Source organism: Streptomyces flaveolus (assembly GCF_044765825.1).
Classification (GTDB): Bacteria; Actinomycetota; Actinomycetes; order Streptomycetales; family Streptomycetaceae; genus Streptomyces; species Streptomyces flaveolus.
Genome location: NZ_JBIWKU010000006.1, coordinates 314,470 through 335,683, shown reverse-complemented (window position 1 = coordinate 335,683; position 21,214 = coordinate 314,470). Strand labels below are relative to the sequence as shown.

18 protein-coding genes are annotated in these 21,214 nt (G+C 73.3%); 9 read left to right on the top strand and 9 right to left on the bottom strand.

From position 1 onward, the window contains the following. Positions 1-14: 14 nt before the first annotated feature. The 3 genes from ACIRG6_RS20570 to ACIRG6_RS20560 are packed head-to-tail and all read left to right on the top strand — an operon-like array spanning position 15 to position 2,916. Positions 15-1,583 carry a 4-coumarate--CoA ligase family protein gene (locus tag ACIRG6_RS20570; protein WP_403323931.1) on the top strand — a complete coding sequence of 523 codons (1,569 nt, stop codon included), beginning with the start codon at positions 15-17 and terminating at the stop codon, positions 1,581-1,583. Next, entirely contained in the window at positions 1,580-2,314 is a 735-nt protein-coding gene (locus ACIRG6_RS20565; protein ID WP_403323928.1) for an enoyl-CoA hydratase family protein, read from the top strand. Before ACIRG6_RS20570 ends, ACIRG6_RS20565 begins: the two co-directional genes overlap by 4 nt. Continuing rightward, positions 2,302-2,916, top strand: a complete 615-nt coding sequence (locus tag ACIRG6_RS20560; protein ID WP_318213319.1) for a TetR/AcrR family transcriptional regulator — start codon at positions 2,302-2,304, stop codon at positions 2,914-2,916. The genes ACIRG6_RS20565 and ACIRG6_RS20560 overlap by 13 nt, the downstream gene beginning before the upstream one ends. Positions 2,917-2,955: 39 nt before the next feature. Here ACIRG6_RS20560 and pdxH read toward each other — a convergent pair whose 3' ends face one another. Continuing rightward, positions 2,956-3,633 carry a pyridoxamine 5'-phosphate oxidase gene (pdxH, locus tag ACIRG6_RS20555; RefSeq protein ID WP_403323925.1) on the bottom strand — a complete coding sequence of 226 codons (678 nt, stop codon included), beginning with the start codon at positions 3,631-3,633 and terminating at the stop codon, positions 2,956-2,958. A 255-nt stretch (positions 3,634-3,888) separates the two neighbouring features. Between pdxH and ACIRG6_RS20550 the strand changes: the two genes are divergently transcribed. Beyond that, positions 3,889-4,989, top strand: a complete 1,101-nt coding sequence (locus tag ACIRG6_RS20550; protein WP_239765895.1) for a citrate synthase 2 — start codon at positions 3,889-3,891, stop codon at positions 4,987-4,989. 267 nt (positions 4,990-5,256) lie between these two features. On the opposite strand, the gene ACIRG6_RS20545 is transcribed toward ACIRG6_RS20550, so the two are convergent. Together ACIRG6_RS20545 and ACIRG6_RS20540 are read right to left on the bottom strand one after the other, a co-directional pair. After that, the gene (locus tag ACIRG6_RS20545) at positions 5,257-6,162 is read right to left on the bottom strand and encodes an alpha/beta fold hydrolase (protein WP_364674035.1); all 906 of its coding nucleotides are present in this window, start codon (positions 6,160-6,162) and stop codon (positions 5,257-5,259) included. A 579-nt stretch (positions 6,163-6,741) separates the two neighbouring features. Then, positions 6,742-7,434 (bottom strand): metal-dependent transcriptional regulator, encoded by a 693-nt coding sequence (locus ACIRG6_RS20540; protein WP_225637286.1) that lies wholly within the window; start codon positions 7,432-7,434, stop codon positions 6,742-6,744. Between the two features lie 226 nt (positions 7,435-7,660). On the opposite strand from ACIRG6_RS20540, the gene ACIRG6_RS20535 reads away from it, so the two are divergent. Continuing rightward, positions 7,661-8,416 (top strand): SIS domain-containing protein, encoded by a 756-nt coding sequence (locus ACIRG6_RS20535; protein WP_318213316.1) that lies wholly within the window; start codon positions 7,661-7,663, stop codon positions 8,414-8,416. A gap of 91 nt (positions 8,417-8,507) precedes the next feature. On the opposite strand, the gene ACIRG6_RS20530 is transcribed toward ACIRG6_RS20535, so the two are convergent. The 5 genes from ACIRG6_RS20530 to ACIRG6_RS20510 form a co-directional block, all read right to left on the bottom strand. Next, on the bottom strand, positions 8,508-9,971 hold the full coding sequence (locus ACIRG6_RS20530) for a PAS domain-containing protein (protein ID WP_403323921.1): 1,464 nt from the start codon (positions 9,969-9,971) through the stop codon (positions 8,508-8,510). 103 nt (positions 9,972-10,074) lie between these two features. After that, positions 10,075-10,917 (bottom strand): GNAT family N-acetyltransferase, encoded by an 843-nt coding sequence (locus ACIRG6_RS20525; protein WP_403323918.1) that lies wholly within the window; start codon positions 10,915-10,917, stop codon positions 10,075-10,077. Between the two features lie 628 nt (positions 10,918-11,545). Then, entirely contained in the window at positions 11,546-13,165 is a 1,620-nt protein-coding gene (locus ACIRG6_RS20520; RefSeq protein WP_403323915.1) for a transporter, read from the bottom strand. Continuing rightward, positions 13,162-13,938: an ABC transporter ATP-binding protein gene (locus tag ACIRG6_RS20515; RefSeq protein ID WP_364674023.1), complete on the bottom strand. Its 777-nt coding sequence runs from the start codon at positions 13,936-13,938 to the stop codon at positions 13,162-13,164. Before ACIRG6_RS20515 ends, ACIRG6_RS20520 begins: the two co-directional genes overlap by 4 nt. 131 nt (positions 13,939-14,069) lie before the next feature. Then, positions 14,070-14,723, bottom strand: coding sequence for a bifunctional DNA primase/polymerase (locus ACIRG6_RS20510; protein WP_403323912.1), 654 nt, complete (start codon positions 14,721-14,723; stop codon positions 14,070-14,072). A gap of 276 nt (positions 14,724-14,999) precedes the next feature. Between ACIRG6_RS20510 and ACIRG6_RS20505 the strand changes: the two genes are divergently transcribed. Continuing rightward, positions 15,000-16,385, top strand: coding sequence for a tetratricopeptide repeat protein (locus ACIRG6_RS20505; RefSeq protein ID WP_403323909.1), 1,386 nt, complete (start codon positions 15,000-15,002; stop codon positions 16,383-16,385). A 201-nt stretch (positions 16,386-16,586) separates the two neighbouring features. Continuing rightward, positions 16,587-18,224, top strand: coding sequence for a hypothetical protein (locus ACIRG6_RS20500; protein ID WP_403323906.1), 1,638 nt, complete (start codon positions 16,587-16,589; stop codon positions 18,222-18,224). Between the two features lie 68 nt (positions 18,225-18,292). Here the strand turns inward: ACIRG6_RS20500 and ACIRG6_RS20495 are convergent, their stop codons facing one another. Beyond that, on the bottom strand, positions 18,293-19,609 hold the full coding sequence (locus ACIRG6_RS20495) for an ABC transporter substrate-binding protein (RefSeq protein ID WP_403323903.1): 1,317 nt from the start codon (positions 19,607-19,609) through the stop codon (positions 18,293-18,295). A 117-nt stretch (positions 19,610-19,726) separates the two neighbouring features. On the opposite strand from ACIRG6_RS20495, the gene ACIRG6_RS20490 reads away from it, so the two are divergent. After that, the gene (locus ACIRG6_RS20490) at positions 19,727-20,227 is read left to right on the top strand and encodes an SCO4402 family protein (RefSeq protein WP_364674012.1); all 501 of its coding nucleotides are present in this window, start codon (positions 19,727-19,729) and stop codon (positions 20,225-20,227) included. A 47-nt stretch (positions 20,228-20,274) separates the two neighbouring features. Further along, positions 20,275-21,156, top strand: coding sequence for a formyltetrahydrofolate deformylase (gene purU, locus ACIRG6_RS20485; protein ID WP_239765906.1), 882 nt, complete (start codon positions 20,275-20,277; stop codon positions 21,154-21,156). Positions 21,157-21,214: the final 58 nt, after the last annotated feature.

The window sequence follows — 21,214 nt, the reverse complement described above, 5'->3', positions numbered from 1 at the left end:
CCCGTGGAGGAACCGTGTTCCGCAGCGAGTACGCACACGTCCCGCCCGTCGAACTGCCCATCCACGACGCCGTGCTCGGCCGGGCCGCCGTCTTCGGGAACACCCCGGCACTGATCGACGGCACCGACGGCACCACGCTCACCTACGAGCAGGTGGACCGGTTCCACCGGCGCGTCGCCGCCGCCCTCGCCGAGGCCGGCCTGCGCAAGGGCGACGTCCTCGCCCTGCACAGCCCGAACACGGTCGCCTTCCCGCTCGCCTTCTACGCCGCCACGCGCGCGGGAGCCTCGGTGACCACCGTGCACCCGCTCGCCACGGCGGAGGAGTTCGCCAAGCAGCTCGGCGACGCGCGGGCCCGCTGGATCGTCACCGTCTCGCCCCTGCTGGACACCGCCCGCCGGGCCGCCGAACTCGCGGGCGGGGTACAGGAGATCTTCGTGTGCGACAGCGCACCCGGTCACCGCTCCCTCATCGACATGCTGGCCTCGACCGCGCCCGAACCCGAGGTCGCCATCGACCCGGCCGAGGACGTCGCCGCCCTGCCGTACTCCTCGGGGACCACCGGCACCCCCAAGGGCGTCATGCTCACCCACCGGCAGATCGCCACCAACCTCGCCCAGCTGCAGCCCGCCATCGCGGCCGGACCGGGCGACCGCATCCTCGCGGTGCTCCCGCTGTTCCACATCTACGGGCTCACGGCCCTCATGAACGCCCCGCTGCGGCTCGGCGCCACCGTCGTCGTCCTGCCCCGCTTCGACCTGGAGCAGTTCCTCGCCGCCATCCAGAACCACCGCATCACCGGCCTGTACGTCGCCCCGCCGATCGTCCTCGCCCTCGCCAAGCACCCCCGGGTCGCCGACTACGACCTGTCCTCGCTGAAGTACGTCGTCAGCGCCGCCGCCCCCCTGGACGCGGGGCTCGCCGCCGCCTGCTCCCGGCGGCTCGGCCTGCCGCCCGTCGGCCAGGCCTACGGCATGACCGAACTGTCCCCGGGCACCCACGTCGTCCCCCTGGACGCCATGGCCGACGCGCCGCCCGGAACCGTCGGCAAGCTCATCGCCGGCACCGAGATGCGCATCGTCTCCCTCGACGACCCGGACAAGGACCTCGGCACCGGCGAGTCCGGGGAGATCCTCATCCGCGGCCCCCAGGTCATGAAGGGCTACCTCGGCCGCCCCGACGCCACCGCCGCCATGATCGACCGGGACGGCTGGCTGCACACCGGGGACGTCGGACACGTCGACGCCGACGGCTGGCTGTTCGTCGTCGACCGCGTCAAGGAACTGATCAAGTACAAGGGCTTCCAGGTGGCCCCCGCCGAACTCGAGGCCCTGCTCCTCACCCACCCCGGCATCGCCGACGCGGCCGTCGTCGGCGCCCACGACGACGACGGCAACGAGGTGCCGCACGCCCACGTGGTGCGCCGGGCGCCCGCCGAAGGGCCGACCGAAGGAGAGGTCATGATGTACGTCGCCGAACGCGTCGCCCCCTACAAACGCGTCCGCCGGGTCACCTTCATCGACGCCGTGCCCCGGGCGGCCAGCGGCAAGATCCTCCGCCGTGAACTGCGAGGCCGCGCGTGACCCTGATCGACCGCACGCGTGCGCGGGAAGTCGAGACCCTCACCCTCGACTCCCCGCACAACCGCAACGCCCTCTCCGCCGCCCTCGTCGCCGAGCTGGCCGACGCGCTCGCGAGGGCCGGCGAGGACACCGGCGTCCGCGCCGTCGTCCTCACCCACACCGGCACCACCTTCAGCGCCGGCGCCGACCTGCGGGACCCGCCCGACCCGGACGCCCTCGTCGCCCTGCTCCGGCAGATCGTGGAGCTGCCGAAACCGGTGATCGCCCGGGTCACCGGGCACGTCCGCGCGGGCGGCCTCGGCCTGCTCGCCGCCTGCGACGTCGTCGTCGCGTCCAGCACGTCGACGTACGCCTTCACCGAGGTCCGCATCGGGGTGGCCCCGGCCGTCATCAGCCTCACCGTGCTGCCCCGCACCGACCCCCGCGCCCTCGCCCGGCACTACCTCACCGGCGAGCGCTTCGACGCCGCCGAGGCCGCCCGCACCGGCCTGGTCACGGCGGCGGGCGACGACGTGGACGCCGTACTCGCACCCGTCCTCGACGGTGTGCGCCGTGCCTCACCGCAGGGCCTGGCCGAGACGAAACGGCTGCTCACGGCTAGGGTGCTGGAGGCCTTCGACCGGGACGCGGCCGCCCTGACCGCGCTCTCGGCCCGGCTGTTCTCCTCCCCGCAGGCCCGCGAGGGGATGACGGCCTTCCTCGAACGACGGGATCCGGAATGGGTGGTGTGAGCACGGCCGACCGTGCCGAGCGAGTACCCAAGCAGGACCGCAGCCGGGCCACCCGGCAGCGGCTCCTCGAAGCCGCCGTGGCCTGCCTCGCCGAACACGGCTGGGCCGGCTCCACGGTCTCCGTCGTCGCAGAACGCGCCGGCGTCTCCCGCGGCGCCGCCCAGCACCATTTCCCGACCCGCGAGGACCTGTTCACGGCGGCGGTCGAGTACGTCGCCGAGGAACGCTCGGGCGCGCTGCGCGCCCTGTTCCCCGAGGGCGCGGCGGCCGACGACCGCCGCGCCGTCGTGGCCGCCCTGGTCGACCTCTACACCGGGCCCCTGTTCCGGGCCGCGCTCCACCTGTGGGTCGCCGCCTCCAACGAGGAACAGCTGCGCGGCCGGGTGACCGAGCTGGAGGCCCGCGTCGGCCGCGAGACCCACCGCATCGCCGTCGACCTCCTCGGCGCCGACGAGAGCCGCCCCGGCGTCCGCGAGACCGTCCAGGGCCTCCTGGACATGGCCCGCGGCCTCGGCCTCGCCAACCTCCTCACCGACGACGCCGGCCGGCGGGAACGGGTCGTGGCCCAGTGGGCGGACCTGCTGGACGGGGCGCTGGACTGACGCACCCCGGGCCCGCACCCACGGGGCCCGCCCGGCGGTTCACGGAGCGAGCCGCTCCACCCGCCAGCTCCCGTCGGCCTGAGCCACGTACCGCAGCCGGTCGTGCAGCCGGTTCTCCCGGCCCTGCCAGAACTCCACCGCGCGCGGCGCCACCCGGAACCCGCCCCAGTGCGGCGGCACCGGCACCCGCTCGCCCTTCGGATAGCGCGCCGCCAGCTCGGCGTACGCGGAGTCCAGGGCGTCCCGGCCGGGCACCACCGCGGACTGGACGCTGGCCCACGCCCCCAGCTGCGAGCCGTGCGGCCGGGTCCGGAAGTACGCGGCGGTCTCGTCCCGCCCGGTCCGCCGCGCGACGCCCGTCACGATGACCTGGCGGGCCATCGGATGCCAGGGGAACAGCAGCGACACGTGCGGGTTCTCGCCCAGCTCGCGCGCCTTGCGGGAGTCGTAGTTGGTGTAGAAGACGAAGCCCTGCTCGTCGAAGTGCTTCAGGAGCACCGTGCGGGAGCTGGGCCGGCCCTCGGCGTCCGCCGTGGAGACCACCATGGCGTTCGGCTCGAACAGGCCGCCCTCCGTCGCGGCCTGCTTGAACCAGCGCGCGAACTGCTCGACGGGCGTGGCGGCGAGCTCGCTCTCGGCGAGCCCGTCGGCCCGGTACTGCTTGCGCATCGAGGGAAGATCGAAGGGGACGGCATCGCGGTCGGTCACGACGGCCATCCTGCCGCATCCGCGCGGCCGCGCTCCGCGGTGTCCTTCGTCACTGAGTGGCACTGAGTGCCGCGACCCCTCCCCAAAGGTGACACCCGGGGATATCGTGCTGGTTCCGTCCCGGTTGGATGAGCGCCCGCCGGACGGGGCATCACACGGGTGACCGCAGGGACCGCGAGCCGGCACACGGCCGTGGATCCTTGGGGACGACCGCACTCGTCCCCGCGCCGGTCGCCACACATCACGACCACGAGGAGCCGCCTGATGTCCGATTTTGTACCCGGGCTAGAGGGAGTCGTCGCGTTCGAGACGGAGATCGCCGAACCCGACAAGGAGGGCGGCGCCCTCCGCTACCGCGGGGTCGACATCGAGGACCTGGTCGGACACGTCTCCTTCGGCAACGTGTGGGGCCTGCTCGTCGACGGCGCGTTCAACCCCGGACTGCCGCCCGCCGAGCCCTTCCCCATCCCCGTGCACTCCGGCGACATCCGCGTCGACGTCCAGTCCGCGCTCGCCATGCTGGCGCCGGTCTGGGGCCTCAAGCCCCTCCTGGACATCGACGCCGAGCAGGCCCGCGCCGACCTCGCCCGCGCCGCCGTCATGGCCCTGTCCTACGTCGCCCAGTCCGCGCGCGGCCAGGGCCTGCCGATGGTCCCGCAACGCGAGATCGACAAGGCCCAGTCGGTGGTCGAACGCTTCATGATCCGCTGGCGCGGCGAGCCCGACCCCAAGCACGTGGCCGCGGTGGACGCCTACTGGACCTCCGCCGCCGAGCACGGCATGAACGCCTCCACCTTCACCGCCCGCGTCATCGCCTCCACCGGCGCCGACGTGGCCGCGGCCCTGTCCGGCGCCGTGGGCGCCATGTCCGGCCCGCTGCACGGCGGCGCCCCCTCCCGCGTCCTCGGCATGATCGAGGAGATCGAACGCACCGGGGACGCCGAGGCCTACGTCAAGAAGACCCTGGACGCCGGCGAGCGCCTCATGGGCTTCGGCCACCGCGTCTACCGCGCCGAGGACCCCCGCGCCCGCGTCCTGCGCCGCACCGCCCGCGAACTGGGCGCGCCCCGCTACGAGGTCGCGGAGGCCCTGGAGAAGGCGGCCCTGACGGAGCTCCACAACCGCCGTCCCGACCGTGTCCTGGCCACCAACGTCGAGTTCTGGGCGGCCATCATGCTGGACTTCGCCGAGGTCCCGGCCCACATGTTCACGTCCATGTTCACCTGCGCCCGCACGGCCGGCTGGTCGGCGCACATCCTGGAGCAGAAGCGCACGGGCCGCCTGGTCCGCCCCTCCGCCCGCTACACCGGCCCGGGCCCCCGCGACCCGCGCGAGGTCGAGGGCTACGCGGACATCGCGGGCTGATCCGCGAGAAGTCCCGCAGCACGCAGACGACCCGCGAGTCTGGTTCCTCCGTGGAGGAGCCGGCCGGACGTACCGGCGACTCGCGGGTCGGGTGACTGCTCGGGATTGGGCCGGCTGCGCGCTTCTCGCACGCGCTGGTCCGGCACCGCACTCGGTGTGGTGACGGGCCGCTAGCCCGCAGCCACCTCTTCCGTCCGGTATTCATACATGTGCCGAACCACCTCCTTTCCGAAGTAACAGCCACACTAGGAAGGCGTCCCCGGCAGATCAACCCATTTCCTGAGACTCTGACGCACCGAGCGTGTCCAGGAACGGTTCGATGGCCGCCCGCCACGCCTCCGGCTGGTCGTAGTGGACGAGGTGGCCGGCGTCGGCGACCTCCGCGTACTGGCCGCGCGGCAGGACCCGGACCATCTCCTGGGCCTCCGCCCGGCCGAGCTCGCCGTCCAGGCCGCGCACGACCAGGGTGGGGCAGCGGACCTGGGCCAGCTCCTCCCAGTGGGCGTCGTACACCCAGGTCTCGCGGGAGCGCAGCATCTGCTCGGGTTCGAAGACGGGGCGCCAGCCGTCCGGGGACTCGGCCATCACCTCGGCGTAGAACTCGCCCCGGGCCGGGTTCGGCCGCTCCACCCACGGGTCGTCCTCGCCGAACCACTTGCGCACGTCGGCGAGCGTCGCGAAGGGGACCGGCCAAGCCTTGAACCACTCGGCCCACACGTGCTGCGAGGCGGCGCCGAGCGCGGAGGCCCGCATGTCGCAGATGATCAGGCCGCGGACCAGATCGGGCCGTTTGGCGGCGAGCTGCCAGGCGGTGAGCGCTCCCATGGCGTGGCCGATCAGGACGGCCGGGCCGAGGCCGAGCTGCTCCAGGGCGGCCTCGACGTCCTCGACGTAGGCCTCCCGGGTGTAGGCGCCCTGTGGGGGCTTGTCGCTGCGGCCGTGGCCGCGCTGGTCGAGGGCGACGGCCCGGTGGCGCGCGGAGAGCCAGCGTGCCGTGGGCGCCCAGTGCGACGCGCGGCCCATCAGGCCGTGCAGTAACAGCACACCCGGGAGGCCGCCGTGCGCGTCCGCCGGATCCGTGCCGTGCGTCCCGTCGGTCTTGGGAGGGTCGCCGAACTCCCAGGCGGCGAGGCGTACCCCGCCCGCCCCGGTCACGTCGATGCGCCGCGCCATAGGTCCTGGCACCCCCAAGTGTCGCGCCCTGTCGTGCCTGCGCCCTGTCGTCCCTGCGCTTCTTTTCGTATCCGCGCTTGTCATACCTGGCGCCTGTCGTACGGGCCGTTCCTGTCCGACAACCGCAGAGTATCGAATGGGTATTCGAAAATGCCGTCCCGCTGGGCAACACCCCTCATTCGAGTGACACCCCTCAGGGATTGATCGCCGTCGCCGCGGGGAGATCTTCAGCGGGAGGCGGACCGCTCGGGGAAAACGGTCCGAGGGGATTGACCCTGAGAGCTCGGGGCTCCGGGTCAGCACAGGGGAGGACAGGCCCCGGCGCCGCAAGGCGCCGGGGCCCTCTCCGTCTCTCCGGCATGTCCCTCCCCCTCTCCGGCCGGTCCGACATCGCTGTCGGACCACGGCCCAGAGCCTCACGCCTCTGCACTCACGCGACAGCCTCGCACGCGAAGCGCGCGACCGCTGCGATTCGGCGCACCCCGTCCCGGAATCGACGGGATCGGCGCCGTGGCGCGAGGCCCCCCGCGTCACCGTCCGCCCGACGGCCCCGCGACCGGCCCGCGCGGACGCCTGGGCTCAGCGCTTGGCGACGAACACGTGGGACGCGACGTCCGCCTCCAGCTCGGCCGCCTCGCCGCCGCTGCCGACCAGCACGCCGCCCGCCGACTCCGTCACGCTCACCACCGAGCCCGGCTGCACGCCCGCCCGGCGCAGCGTGTACATCAGCTGCGCGTCCGTCTGGATCGGCTCGCCGATGCGGCGCACGACGACCGTCTTGCCCTCGGGGCCCGGGCCGAGGTCGGCGAGCGACACCATGCCCTCGTCCAGGAACGGGTCGGCGCCGTCCGTCTCGCCCAGCTCCTCCAGGCCCGGGATCGGGTTGCCGTACGGCGACTCGGTCGGGTGCCGCAGCAGCTCCAGCACGCGGCGCTCGACGGCCTCGCTCATCACGTGCTCCCAGCGACAGGCCTCGGCGTGCACCTGCTCCCACTCCAGGCCGATCACGTCGACGAGCAGGCACTCCGCGAGCCGGTGCTTGCGCATCACGCGCGTGGCCAGCCGGCGCCCCTCGTCGGTCAGCTCCAGATGCCGGTCGGCCGCCACGGACACCAGACCGTCGCGCTCCATCCGCGCCACCGTCTGGCTGACCGTCGGGCCGCTCTGGTCGAGCCGCTCGGCGATCCGGGCACGCATGGGGACCACACCTTCCTCCTCCAGCTCGAGGATGGTGCGGAGATACATCTCCGTGGTGTCGATCAGTCCGGACATTCGTGCCCCTTGGTGAGATCAGCCGGAGGCGGAGGCCCGCCGGCGCGTGCGCTGGCCCTGCATTCAATTCTGACGCATACCACCGACAAGCGTCCCTCGCCGCGGCAAGCCGGGGCGCCCGGCACCACCGGAACACCGCACGGCACGGCCCGCTCGGCCGTATTGACACCGCACAGGTCCAGACCGCACCGTGATCCGCGACGCAGCCACACCGAAGGGGCCCCGCATGAGCGACCGCAAGCCGGCCGGCCAGTTCCTCGACGCGGCGATCGACCTGCTGCGACGCGTCCGCGACGAGGAGGCCGACGCCATCGAGGCGGCCGGCACACTGCTCGCCGACACCGTCCGCGACGGGGGCCGCCTCTTCGCCTTCGGCGCCGGCCACTCCTCCCTCGCCGCCCAGGACGTCGTCTACCGCGCCGGCGGACTCGCCCTGATGAACCTGCTCGCCGTGCCCGGCGTCGTCGGCGTCGACGTCATGCCGGCCACGCTCGGCTCCGCCCTGGAGCGAGTCGACGGCCTCGCGAGCGCCGTACTGGACTCCTCGCCCCTGCGCGAGGGCGACGCCCTGGTGATCATCTCCCTGTCCGGGCGCAACGCGCTCCCCGTGGAGATGGCCATGAACGCCCGCGCGCTCGGGGTGAAGGTCATCGGCGTCACCTCGGTGGCCTACGCCTCCGAGACCAGGTCCCGGCACACCTCCGGCACCTTCCTGAAGGACCACTGCGACCTCGTCCTCGACTCCAAGATCGCCGTCGGGGACGCGGAACTCACCCTCGACACCGTCCCGGCGCCCTTCGCACCCGCGTCCACGGTCGTCACCACGGCGCTGATGCAGGCCGTGATGGCCACGGCGGCCGGCGCCCTCGCCGGGCACGGCATCGAACCGCCCCTGCTGCGCTCCGGCAACGTGGACGGCGGCCACGAGTGGAACGGCCGCGTGCTGGCGGAGTACGGCGACCGGATCTTCTACCGGCACTGACCTGCGAACACCGCGAGCACTTCGGCGGCGGCGCGTCACCGGCACACCGACCGCACGGTGGCGGGCAGCCGGTCCCGCCCGAGGGGCGCGCCTACTTCTCCGCCACCGCTCCGGCCAGGTCCAGCGTCGTCGCGATGCGTACCGCCACGTCCTCCGCGTACATCGCGTCGGGGCGTTCGAAGGCGCTGCGGCCGGCGCCCCGCAGGAACGTCAGGACGCCCAGCGTCCGCCCCCGGCTGCGCAGCACCGTGCACAGGGCGTGCACCGTGTCCGGCGGCCACTGCCGGGCCTCGGCCCACCGGCGCGCCTGCTCGGGCGGCACGGCGCCGGCGCCCGCGCTGGCCCGCACCGAGCCGACGCGCTCCACACACTGCAGCGCCGGGTGCCCCTCGCCGTACCGCACCGGCAGCCCGGCCGCCCCGGACGGCAGGCTGGTCCCCGGCGCGCCGGAGGGCGTCGTCGCCACCCGGACCAGGCGGACCGGATCCGCCGACCCGGAGTCCGCGAGCGCCCCGCCGGCCACCCGGTCGATCAGCGCGTGGTCCGCGAACCCGGCCAGCGCGAAGTCGAGGTGGACGGTCGCCGCCTCCGCCGGGTCCTCGCACTCGCCCGCCGCCCGCGCCGCCCGGTGGAGCTGATTGGCACGGAACCGCAGCAGCGCCGCCTCCTGCTCGCCCTGCTTGGCCTCGGTGACGTCCTGGAACAGCCAGCCGACGCCCAGCGGCACCGGCTCCTCCGCCAGGGGCGAGGCCAGCCGCACGAACCCGCTGCGCCAGCACCGCCGCCGCTCCCCGTCCGGGGTGCGCACACTCACCCAGATCTCGGCGGGCGCCGGCGGCGCGCCCTGCGCCAGGACGTGCGTGAGCGCGCTCTCCAGTTCCTCCACTCCCTGGGACAGCAGATCGCCCAGCGGCCGGCCCAGTACCGACGTCCGGCCGGTGCCCAGCGCGCGCGCCGCGTGCGCGTTGACCACGGCGGGCCGCAGGTCCACGTCCACGAGCACGACACCCCAGCTCGCTTCCTCCAGCAGCGCCTCGCTCAGCGCGATGGACCGCTCCAGGTCGATCTGCGCGTGCACCTCGCTGAACGCGCAGTACACCCCCGCGGGCCTGCCGTCCGGGCCGCGCACGGCCGCCGACTGGGTGCGCACCAGCACCCGTCCGCCGTCCTTCGTCAGCAACGCGAACTCGTTCACCTGACGCCCCGGCGCCCGCATCGCGGACAGCAGCCGCTCCTCGACCTCCCCGGCGTCCGCGCTGCGCACCGCCCAGCCCGCGAACCCCTGCCGCCCCACGGCCTCGGCCGCGGTCCAGCCCAGGATCCGCTCCGCCTCGCGGTTCCAGTGGGTGACGACGCCCTCCGCGTCGAAGGCGCACAGCGCCGCGTCCATCCCGTCGAGGAGCGCGGCCAACAGGTCCGCGCCGTCCCGCTCGGGCTGCTCCGGTTCGTCCGGCCCCAGCTCGTCAGTGGTCCCACTACGCCGGGAAGCACTCACCTGAACCCCCTGCAGGCTGCGTCCGCCGTACCGTACGCCGGTTCGTTCACTGGCCTTCATTCAACTCGAACGTGATGCAGCACACACCGGGTTCCCGCAAGATTGGAGAAATCGTTGCGCAGCGGAAACTCGGCATACGCCCCTGTCATCAAGGGTCCCGCCGTCACACCCCGGCCGCCAGCCGCAGATCCACCCACTCGTCGCTCTCGCCGTCCAGCACGTACCGCTCCCGCTCGGTGAACCCGCGCGACCCGGCGAACCGCAGCCCGTCCTCGTTGGCCGCCAGCACCACCGTCTCCACCGCCCCGGCGCCGAGCCCGCGCGCGTGCGCCAGCCCCCGTTCGTAGAGCGCCGCGCCGATCCCGCGCCCCCGGAAGGCCGGCAGCACGCGGGCGATCACGGTCGCCACCCGCTCCTCCCCCTCGGGCGGACGCACGGTGGAGCAGCCGACGAGGACGTCCCCCAGGTAGGCGTTCTCCAGCCGGTACCGGACGCTGCGCTCGCGCACGTCCGCCAGGGACATCGCGGCGGGCGGCACGATCTCGTTGTGGACGTGTCGCCACTCCTCGGCCATGCCCTCGCCGTCCACGGCCTCGATCCGCAGCCTCGGGCCGGGCACGACGGGCCCCCGGCGCGCGTCCACCTCGATCTCGATGCGCATCCGCTGGTCCGAGAGCCCGCACACCGCCATCGTGGCCGCCGGCCGCACCTCGCCGAACACCCGCCGCAGCACGGGCCAGCAGGGCTCGAAGTCCTCCCGTTCGGGCAGCAGGTACCGCACCCGCACCACGTCCGCGAACGTGCAGCCCGCCTCGGCCAGCGCGGACCCTATGTTGCGCAGGCACTGCTCGGCCTGCTCCACCACGTCGTCGGCGATGGTCATCGCCGCGTAGTCGAACCCGGTGGTCCCCGACACGTGCACCCGGTCCCCGTCGACGACGGCCCGGGCGTACCCGATCCGCTCCTCGAACGTGGACCCACTCAGAATCGTCCGCCGCTGCGTCATGCGCGGAACGGTAGGTGACCAGCGCACGCGCCTTCAATCAAGTAGTCAGCGAGCAGGTACGCAGATCACAAAGCTTTTATCAGCAATCAGGGCTGCGAGGTGTGGATACAGCGGAATTCATACGTCATAGCTATTCATGCCCATCTGTTCCTCTCCCGCCTCCGAGATCACTAGCGTCGTGACCACCGAAGAAGGGAGGTCACTCGCTCCCCACCCGCCAGGTCGTCGAGTGACCAGCCCCAGGATCACGAGCGGGGAGACCGGATCGTACGGTTCGCCGAGCGTGTGCTCGTCGTCAAGGCCACCGGACGCGGCTCGTACGCGCGGACGACCCCTGACCGGTACGGATTCCCGCGGCTGCGTCGTACACGTGGCAAGCAGCACTTCGGCTTCATCACCGGGGATCTCGTGCGGGCCGTAGTGCCTGGTGGCACGTGGTCAGGGACATGGACGGGCCGCGTGTCCGTACGGGCCAGAGGGCAGCACTGTCTGATCACGCCCGCCGGCCGCATCAACGTTTCCCACACGCACCGGCGCCTTCTGCAGCGGGGCGACGGGTACGGGTACGGGGCCCTTGCCGAACTTGAGGTGGGGTGACCCGAGGGGCGGGGCGGCCTCCCCGCCGCCGTCATCCCTTGCTCACCGCCGTCAGGATCTCCGGCAGCCGCCGCGCCGTGTGCGGGGCGGCCAGACGCAGGCCGAGCAGGGTGAGCACCGCGCCGTACACCGCGCCCACCGGCAGCAGGACCGCGCTCCACGCGTCGCCGCCCTCGCGCACGTTCAGCCAGATGGTCAGCGCGATGACCGGCGCGCACAGCAGGGCGGCGCCCACCATCCCGCCGAAGATGGAGATCCAGGCCAGCCCCACCTGGCCGGGGACCACGTTCTTGTGGCCCTCCTGCGGAATGGAGTACGGGAAGCGGGCCGACGTCCAGGCGCCGGTCGCCAGCATCGCTCCGAGCAGCGCGAAGGACAGGCCGAGCGCCTCGGGCAGCGTCCGCCAGTCGTCGAGCATCGCGGTCGTCAGGACGGTGACGAGGGTGGCGTACGGCAGCGTGATCAGCAGCAGGGCCAGCGCCCGGGCGCGCAGCTCGACGTACGCGTCCCGCGGCGAGGAGATCGTCATCGCGACGATCCAGAAGGCGGACGTGTCCTGGCCGAACTGGTTGTACATCTGGATGCCGAGCATCCCCGCGGCGAAACAGGCGAAGTAGACCGAGCCGGTGCCCTGCCAGGCGTTGAACACCGGCACGATCAGGCCGATGGCGAGCGAGGTCACCCAGGCCGCCTTGGTCTTGGGGTCGCGCCACACGTACCGCAGGGAGCGCTCCATCGTGGTGCCGGTGCGGCCCGCCGGGAGCAGCCGGGCCAGGCCCGCCGAGCCCGGCTCGCGGGCGGGCCTGCCCTCGGCCGCCTGGAGCGTGGACCCGTCGGGCGAGGTCATCAGCCGGGTCAGGTGCCGCGCCCACACCCACAGCAGCAGCACCAGGGCCGCCGCGGTCAGCGCCAGCTGGGCGAGGGCGACGCCGTACGACCCGTCGCTCGCCGCGTCCATCGCGCCGACCGCCGTCGCGGGCGGCACCCAGCGCAGCACGCCGGCCACCGGGTCGAGCTGCTCGAGACCGGACGTGCCGAGCCGCTGCGCGCCGAAGTTGACCAGCTGCGCCCCGACCGCGACGACCAGCCCGCTCAGCACCGCCAGGTCGCGGCCCTTGCGGCTGGTCAGCAGCCGGACGTTGGCGGCGGCGACGGCCCGCGCGAGGGTCACGCACACCAGCAGCGCGAGGACGGCACCGACGACGCCGACGGCGAACGCCGCCCCGCCGTGCGCGACCGCGGCCACGGAACCGGCGAACATGCACAGCGTGAACAGCGGTCCGATGCCCACCAGCGAGGCCGCGAGCAGGGCCCGCACCAGCGGGCGGGGCCGCAGCGGCAGCATCACCAGCCGCGTCGGGTCGAGCGTCTCGTCGCCGCTCGGGAAGAACAGCGGCATCACCGCCCAGCCCAATGCGAGCACCGCCGCGAGCAGCACGACCAGCGCGTCCGCGTGCGCGTGCCCGCGCAGGGCGATCAGGCCGATCAGCTGGAGTGCGGCGAAGAGCAGGACGACGACGGCCGAGGCGACGTAGGCCGCCCGCCGGCCGCCGGACTGGCGCAGCCCGTTGCGCAGCAGGGACAGTTTCAGCCGTACGAAGACGGCCGTCAGGGGCGTGGCCGGGGCGGCGGGGGCGGTCCGCGCGCTCATCGCGTCCCGCCGCCCAGCCAGTCGAGGTCGCTGCCGGCGTCCCGAACGCCCGCGCCGACGAGTTCGAGGAACGCCTCCTGCAACGAGGCCGCATCACCGCGGACTTCGGCGAGCGTGCCGGTGGCGCGGATGCGTCCGGCGGCCATGACGGCCACCCAGTCGCACAGCGACTCCACCAGCTCCATCACGTGCGAGGAGAAGACGACGGTGGCGCCGGACGCGGTGTAGCGCTCCAGGACACCCCGGATCGTCTGCGCCGACACCGGGTCGACGCCCTCGAACGGCTCGTCCAGGAACAGCACTTCGGGGTTGTGCAGCAGCGCGGTCGCGAGGCCGATCTTCTTGCGCATGCCGGTCGAGTAGTCGACGACCAGCTTGTGCTGGGCCCCGGCCAGGTCGAGCACGTCCAGCAGCTGCGTGGCCCGCTTGTCCACCTCAGCGCCGGGCAGTCCGCGCAGCCGGCCCGAGTAGGCGAGCAGCTCCCGCCCCGACAGCCGCTCGAACAGCCGCAGCCCCTCGGGCAGCACCCCGATCCTGGCCTTCACCTCGACCGGATCGCGCCACACGTCGTGCCCGACCACCTCGACCGATCCCTGATCGGGCCGGAGCAGCCCGGTGACCATGGAGAGCGTGGTGGTCTTCCCGGCCCCGTTGGGCCCGACGAGCCCGATGAACTTGCCCGCGGGCAACTCCAGATCGATCCCGCCCACGGCGACCTGCTGCCCGAACCGCTTCCAAAGCCCCTGAACCCGCACGGCATTTGCATCCACCACGACTCCCTCCGTCGACAGGAACCCTACGGGGGGGGAGAGCGCCCCGAAGGGGCGCGGGGAACTGCGCGATCAACCACAACGCACCCGCAGCCGCCGACGAAACAACAACCCGGCAGGCGAACAGGCGTGCCCTAACGATCCCTGCCGCACGCATACGCCAACGGCGAGATCAACTCCTCCACATCCGGCAGCCACCGGTTCGCCGACGTGGGCCGGCAGACCCACTGCACGGCCCCCCGCGTCCCGTACCGCGTGGGCGGCGCGGCGACGTACCCGCCCTCCCCGAGCACGGTCAGATCGAGCGACCGGGGAGACCAGCCCAGGTTCCGCACCAGCTCGGGCACCTTCACCGTGGCCCCCGGAAGAACGAAGAACCGCATCCGCCGGTCCGGCGCCAGCGTCACCGGCCCGAGCGTCAGCGCCATCCGCTCCATCCGGGCGAGCGCCAGGAACCCCGCGCTCTCGGGCACGTCGATCGCGTCGAACGTCCGCCCCGTGGGCAGCAGCACCGACGCCGTCGGATGCTTCTGCCACAGCCGGCGGGCGACGGTCGCGCTGCCCGTCGCCTGCGTCACCCAGCCCTCGCGCGCCGGGTGCGCCCCCGGGGCGGCGCACGCCGCCTCCCCGCAGGAGCAGCGCTGCACCCCGTCGGAGGCTTCCAGCCAGGTCCCGGGAAACACGTCCCAGTGGCGCTCCTCGGCATAGCGGACGGCGGTCTCCAGCAGCGACGTTCCGCGCTGCTGCGGGATGTGAGCGGTTTCGGTGCCCGGGATGGTCTCTTCCACGTGGAACTCAACTCCCGCACCCACCACCGGTTACGGCTCCCCCGCGCGCGGGGGAGGAGCATCGATCCCGCACCCGGGGCGCATGGGTGCACATGCGGGGGCGCGCGGGAGGATCCACGGTCGGAGCTGGGTAGCCACGTCTGGGGCCGGCACCGACCGTTACCCCGGCAAACCTCACAAGCCTCGCATTGTCGGCACATCGGCGGGGCATTGATCTTCACGGCCGGAAATCTCTCGTTCCGCCGAGACAGCATCGAGACCGTATGGGGGTACGCCATGGCCGCAAGGCCTCTCGTGGCGCGACAGCCGAACGAACGGCTGCAGGCGCTCATTCAGGAAGCGGGCTGCTCGAACGCGGGCCTCGCCCGCCGGGTGAACATGTGCGGCGTCGAGCACGGCCTCGACCTGAGGTACGACAAGACGTCGGTGGCCCGCTGGCTGCGCGGACAGCAGCCGCGCGGGCGGGCACCGGCGATCATCGCGGAGGCGCTGGGACGCAAGCTCGGCCGTACGGTCACGATCGACGAGATCGGCATGGCCAACGGCAAGAACCTCGCGTCGGGCGTCGGCCTCCAGTTCTCGCCGACGGTACTGGGAGCCATCGAGCAGGTCTGCGAACTGTGGCGCAGCGACGTGGGGCGGCGGGACTTCCTGTCCGGCTCCTCCGTCGCCGCGTCCGCGCTGGTCGAACCGAGCCGCGACTGGCTGATCTCCGCGCCCGACCCGCAGGTGTCGCGCTCGGCCGGGCCGCGGGTGGGCCAGTCCGACGTGGCGGCCGTGCGGGCGATGACGCAGGCGCTGGTGGACCTGGACCACCAGTACGGCAGCGGGCACGTGCGCCCGGTCGTCGTGCACTACCTCAACAGTGTCGTCTCCGGACTGCTCGCGGGCTCCTACCGGGAGACGGTCGGGCGGGAGTTGTTCGCCACCGTCGCCCGGCTGACCGAGCTCGCCGGGTACATGGCCGTCGACACCGGGCAACCGGGCCTGGCCCAGCGGTACTACATCCAGTCGCTGCGGCTCGCGCAGGCGGCCGGCGACCGCGGGTACGGCGGCTACGTCCTCGCCGCGTCGATGAGTCACCTGGCCGCGCAGCTCGGGAACCCGCGCGAGATCGCGCAGTTGGCGCGCGCGGCGCAGGAGGGTGCGCGCGGGCGGGTCACCCCGCGCGCGGAGTCGATGTTCCACGCGGCCGAGGCGCGCGGCCACGCCCTGCTCGGCGACGCGCGGTCGGCCCAGGCGGCCGCCGGGCGCGCGGTCGAGGCGATGGACGCGGCCGATCCGGCCTCCGGGGACGACCCGGCGTGGATCGCCCACTTCGACCAGGCCTATCTGGCGGACGAGTTGGCGCACTGCCACCGGGACCTCGGGCAGGCCGACGCGGCGGCGCGGTGCGCCGAGGAGTCCCTGGCCGGGCACCCCGAGTCGCGGGCCCGCAGGCGGGCCATCGGCCATGTGCTGCTCGCCACCGCGCAGGTGCAGCAGCGGGAGATCGAACAGGCCTGCCACACCGCGCTGAAGGCCGTGGACCTGCTGGAGACGCTGCGCTCCAACCGGGGCGCCGAGTACCTGGAGGACTTCCAGCAGCGCCTGGAGCCCTACCGGGAGGAGGCGGTGGTAAGGGAGTTCGGGGCGCGGCTCGAACTGCCCGCCGCCGCGTGAGCCGACGGGCCTTCGATGCGTGAACGTGCGGTGAAACACTGTGCGGAGAGCGGAAAGGAACGTAAACAGCGTGCCGGGGCCCGGTTTTGTTACTGCGGTCACAGGGAAGAAGGTCACGCCCCGGGCGGCGTGGCAGGGGGCTCGTGGTACCCGGTAGCGTGAGCCGACGATTCCGAAGGTCCCCCATTCACAGGAGTCCCGGTGACGCAGAGTGGACAGGGCGAGGAGCCCTCGCCGCGGCAAGCGCGCGAAGGCATCGTGCTGCCCTCGGACGGCGGTGCGCCCTTGCTGCCGGGCCCGGCGGGCGGTCCCGCCGGACCGCAGGCCGCTCGGCCCGCGCCCGCCTCGGCGCCGCCCGGCGCCCAGGCCTGGGACCAGCCGTGGGGGCCCGGGCAGCAGTACGGCCCGCCCCAGGGGGAGAGCTGGCCCACTCCGCCCGGTGCCCAGCCCTGGGGATCCCCGGACACCGGCCGCCCGCCCGCCGAGCAGCACGGCTGGCCCGCGCAGGGCCCCGGCGGCCTGCCGCCCGAGGCGGGCCCCGGCCCGCTGCCCCCGGAGAACACGCAGCCCCCGGCGTACGGCGGTCAGCCCGCCGCCGGACAGGGCGCGCAGCCGCCGTACGGGCAGCCGGAGTACGGACAACCCGCGTACGGGCAGCAGGCGTACGGCCAGCACGGCCAGCACGGCCAGCACGGCCAGTACGGGCAGCAGTCCGTGCCGCTCCCGCCGGCCGACGAGGGCGCCACCCAGTACCTGCCGCCGGTCGGCATGCCCGCCGACGAGGGGGCGACGCAGTACATACCCCCCGTCTCTCCGGGGGCACTGCCTCCCGAGAGACCCGCCGGTACCCCCTCCGACGCGACGCACTTCCTCGGGCACGCGCCGCAGCACGCCCCGCACCCCGCGGCCGCCCCCAACCCCGACGCCGAGGCCACGCAGTACATCGCGCCCGTGCCCGCCGGGCCCCACGGCGGCATTCCCGGCGCCGACGACGGCCGGCAGCCGCCCGCCGAGTTCGACAGCCTCTTCCGCAGCGCCCCCGGCGCCGACGGTCCCGCCTCCGCCACCCAGCAGATGCCTCGCTTCGACGAGCCGGGCCCCGCGCACTCCGCCGACCCGTCCGCGTACGTCCCGCAGGGTCCGGGCGGCGGCGGCAGGCGCCGCGGCGGCCACGACGACGCGGGCCGGGGCGGCCGCGGCGGCCGGACCGGCTCCCGCCTGCCGCTCTTCGCGGCCGTGGGCGTCGGCATCGTCGTCGTCGGGATCGGCGCCGGCGCGATGATGGCCGGCGGGGACGGGGGCGACGACAAGGCCGACAACCAGACCGTGTCCGCCACGGCCCCCGCGGAGTCCGCGTCGGCCTCGGCCTCGGCGTCACCGTCCGCCGACCCGGTCCGGCAGCAGGCCGTCGAGCTGGACAAGCTGCTGGCCGAGAGCGGCAGCAGCCGGACCACCGTGATCAACGCGGTGGCCGACGTGAAGTCCTGCGACAACCTGCCCCAGGCCGCCAAGGACCTGCGCGAGGCCGCCAAGCAGCGCACCGGTCTGGTCACCAGCCTCTCCCAGTTGTCCGTGGACAAGCTGCCCGCCCACGCCGAGCTGACCGCCGCGCTCACCAAGGCGTGGCAGGCCTCGGCGTCGGCCGACAACCACTACGCGGCCTGGGCCGACCGGACGGCCGGCAAGAAGGGCTGCAAGAAGGGCAAGGCCGCCACCCAGCCCAAGGACGCCAACCGGGCGAGCGGCACGGCGAGCAAGGAGAAGGCGAAGGCCGCCGACCTCTGGAACACCATCGCCAAGCAGTACGGCCTGACCGAGCGCGAGCCGACCCAGCTGTGACCGCCCGCGGGCGGGCTCGCACGGCCCGCCCGTCTGCCGATGGCTCGCCGTGACCGGCCCGGCCCGCCTCAGGCGATGTCGGCGTGGCGCAGGGTCTGTGTGGTGTCGACGGCCCCCTCGCGGGCCGACACCAGCCGGCCCTGCCGCACGACCTGCAGGGTGACCTCCGTGTTGACCAGCCGCGGGAAGCCGACCGAGGCCAGCTTGTCCTGGAACTTCCACCGGAGTGTCGGCGTGAGGCCGCCGGTGCCGACCTTCAGCCCGTCGTCCAGGGCCTGGGTGACACGATCGGCGCTGACCCCGCCGTCCCCGAGGGACTCGACGACCTCCTTGAACACGGTGTACGCGATCCAGGTGGTCTGCACCCCGGCGTCCGCGGCGTCGACGCTGTTGTCGCCGAACGCCTGCTCCTGGATGACCTTCTTCATCCCGTTCCAGCCCGGATCACTCACCTCCGGGTACCAGCCGGTGACGTACGCGCCCTCGTAGGGCCCCGAGGCCCCGCCGGACGCGTTGACGGTCGACTGGTCGACGCTGCCGAGCACGGTCGCCGTCCGCACCTCCGGATAGTCCTCGCGGGCCCGCCGGAAGGAGTCCATGAAGGTGCCGGTGCGGTCCCCGAGGACCGGCACCACGCACCCCTTCCGGCCCGGGTCGGCGGTCGCCTGCCGCAGCGCCCGGTCGGACTCGCCGTCGTACTCGGTGGCGTCCTCCTCCGCCCGCTGGTCGTGGGTCGGGGAATGCCCGCCCCCGGTCAGCCCCGAGTCGAGCAGCGCGGGCAGCTGGTCGCCGGCGATGGTGTCGGGACGGACGAGGGTGACGGGACCGCAGGGCTCGGCGAGCGCGCTGCCCAGACCGGCGAGCAGCGCGGGCTGGCCGCCGTTGACGGGGTAGGACAGGGGGCTGGTGAACTCGGCGTTGGTGATGCCGTAGCCGCCGATGTAGGGGATGCCGGCGCCCTCCAGGACGGGGAAGAACGAGTCGGCGTGCTGGCTGTAGGAGCCGACCACGGCGACCGCGCCCTCCTTGACGGCGCGGCGGGCGCACTTCGCGGCGGCCACGCTGTCGTTGTGGTCGTTGCAGGTCAGGACGTTCAGCCTGCGGCCGCCCAGGCCGCCGTGGGCGTTGACCCAGCGGGCGTAGGCACGCGCGAAGGCGGGCATGCCGGGCTTGTTCGTCGCGCCCGTGTCCGAGGGTGCCCAGGTCATGACGGTGATCGGATCGTCCCCGGAACCCCCCGTGACACCGGGGACGACCCCGCAACCGGCGAGGAGTGACGCACACGCCGCCAGCGCACCCGCGGTCAGCGCCCCGGCTCGGGCGGGCCGGGAGCGGCCCGGGAGGCCGCGGACGAATGTGCTGCGGTTGCGTCGCCTGCCGGTCATGGTCACGCACGATTCCGCCACACGGATAACCTGGAAGTGACCTCCGGTCAACGCATGGTGACGCCGAGGTGAATTGCGGGGGCCGGTACGCCACGGGTGGAGGGGAACGTACGATCGATGACCGTGCAAGGTTCGGAGAACTCTTCCCGTCGCGGCCGCCGCTCCTCCACCATGGGCGGCATGCCACTCAACGACATGCCGTGGTGGCGCTGGCGCAGCCAGGTGCGCTCCGCGCTGCACATGCTCTCCGCGCCCGCCTTCCAGCGGGACGTCTGGCTGGCCGGTACGCCCGGCTACGGCGACGTCACCGACGCGGTGTACCGGCTGGTGGAGGACACCTGGCTGGACCACTGGTCCGCGGAGAAGTACGTCGGCACCATCTTCCGCGACTCCCAGGAGGCGGCCCTCGTCGACAGCGCCGTGCTGAGGGTCCTGCGGATCATGCACCAGGTGGGGCCGGACGCCCCGGTGGCCGCCTACCTCGACCACCCGGACTGGCCGGAGGCGGTGCGGGCGGCGCGGGACGCGCACGTGCGGCTGGCCACCGGCGATGGCGACGAGCCGGACTCGGAGCCGCGCAGCCTCGAGGCGCTGCGGATCATGACGCGGTCCGCCTGACGGGCGGCCGTCGGCCCGGCGGGGCCGGATATGGGACCCTGTCCCCCATGAACGAGCAGTCCAGCCCCGCCGCCGCACCGGCCGACCAGTACGTCCTCACCCTGTCCTGCCCCGACAAGCAGGGCATCGTGCACGCCGTGTCGAGCTACCTGTTCATGACCGGCTGCAACATCGAGGACAGCCAGCAGTTCGGCGACCACGACACGGGCCTGTTCTTCATGCGCGTCCACTTCTCGGCCGACGCTCCGGTGACCGTGGACAAGCTGCGTGCCAGCTTCGCGGCGATCGGCGACGCGTTCCACATGGACTGGCAGATCAACCGGGCCGACGAGAAGATGCGCATCGTGCTCATGGTCAGCAAGTTCGGGCACTGCCTGAACGACCTGCTGTTCCGGGCCCGGATCGGCGCGCTGCCCGTGGAGATCGCCGCCGTGGTGTCCAATCACACCGACTTCGCGGAGCTGGTGGGGTCCTACGACATTCCCTTCCACCACATCCCCGTGACGAAGGACACCAAGGCGGACGCGGAGGCGCGGCTGCTGGAGCTCGTGCGCGAGGAGAACGTCGAACTCGTCGTGCTGGCCCGCTACATGCAGGTTCTCTCCGACGACCTGTGCAAGCAGCTCAGCGGCCGGATCATCAACATCCACCACTCCTTCCTGCCGAGCTTCAAGGGTGCGAAGCCGTACCACCAGGCGCACGCCCGGGGCGTGAAGCTGATCGGCGCGACCGCGCACTATGTGACGGCCGACCTCGACGAGGGGCCGATCATCGAGCAGGAGGTCGAGCGGGTCGGCCACGACGTCACGCCGGACCAGCTGGTCGCCGTCGGGCGGGACGTGGAGTGCCAGGCGCTGGCGCGGGCCGTGAAGTGGCATGCCGAGCGGAGGATTCTGCTGAACGGGCGGCGGACGGTCGTGTTCGCCTAGGAGCCCGGGGCGTTCCGTCTCGTCGGCGACTGCGGGTGCGTGGGGTTGTTCGCGCAGT

What these genes read in the sequence shown, in the direction of transcription:
- pdxH (WP_403323925.1), bottom strand. Translation starts at nt 3,633, where the DNA reads ATGGCCGTCGTGACCGACCGCGATGCCGTCCCCTTCGATCTTCCCTCG.
- ACIRG6_RS20545 (WP_364674035.1), bottom strand. Translation starts at nt 6,162, where the DNA reads ATGGCGCGGCGCATCGACGTGACCGGGGCGGGCGGGGTACGCCTCGCC.
- ACIRG6_RS20535 (WP_318213316.1), top strand. Translation starts at nt 7,661, where the DNA reads ATGAGCGACCGCAAGCCGGCCGGCCAGTTCCTCGACGCGGCGATCGAC.
- ACIRG6_RS20520 (WP_403323915.1), bottom strand. Translation starts at nt 13,165, where the DNA reads ATGAGCGCGCGGACCGCCCCCGCCGCCCCGGCCACGCCCCTGACGGCC.
- ACIRG6_RS20560 (WP_318213319.1), top strand. Translation starts at nt 2,302, where the DNA reads ATGGGTGGTGTGAGCACGGCCGACCGTGCCGAGCGAGTACCCAAGCAG.
- ACIRG6_RS20495 (WP_403323903.1), bottom strand. Translation starts at nt 19,609, where the DNA reads ATGACCGGCAGGCGACGCAACCGCAGCACATTCGTCCGCGGCCTCCCG.
- ACIRG6_RS20550 (WP_239765895.1), top strand. Translation starts at nt 3,889, where the DNA reads ATGTCCGATTTTGTACCCGGGCTAGAGGGAGTCGTCGCGTTCGAGACG.
- ACIRG6_RS20540 (WP_225637286.1), bottom strand. Translation starts at nt 7,434, where the DNA reads ATGTCCGGACTGATCGACACCACGGAGATGTATCTCCGCACCATCCTC.
- ACIRG6_RS20530 (WP_403323921.1), bottom strand. Translation starts at nt 9,971, where the DNA reads ATGAAGGCCAGTGAACGAACCGGCGTACGGTACGGCGGACGCAGCCTG.
- purU (WP_239765906.1), top strand. Translation starts at nt 20,275, where the DNA reads ATGAACGAGCAGTCCAGCCCCGCCGCCGCACCGGCCGACCAGTACGTC.
- ACIRG6_RS20505 (WP_403323909.1), top strand. Translation starts at nt 15,000, where the DNA reads ATGGCCGCAAGGCCTCTCGTGGCGCGACAGCCGAACGAACGGCTGCAG.
- ACIRG6_RS20525 (WP_403323918.1), bottom strand. Translation starts at nt 10,917, where the DNA reads ATGACGCAGCGGCGGACGATTCTGAGTGGGTCCACGTTCGAGGAGCGG.
- ACIRG6_RS20490 (WP_364674012.1), top strand. Translation starts at nt 19,727, where the DNA reads ATGACCGTGCAAGGTTCGGAGAACTCTTCCCGTCGCGGCCGCCGCTCC.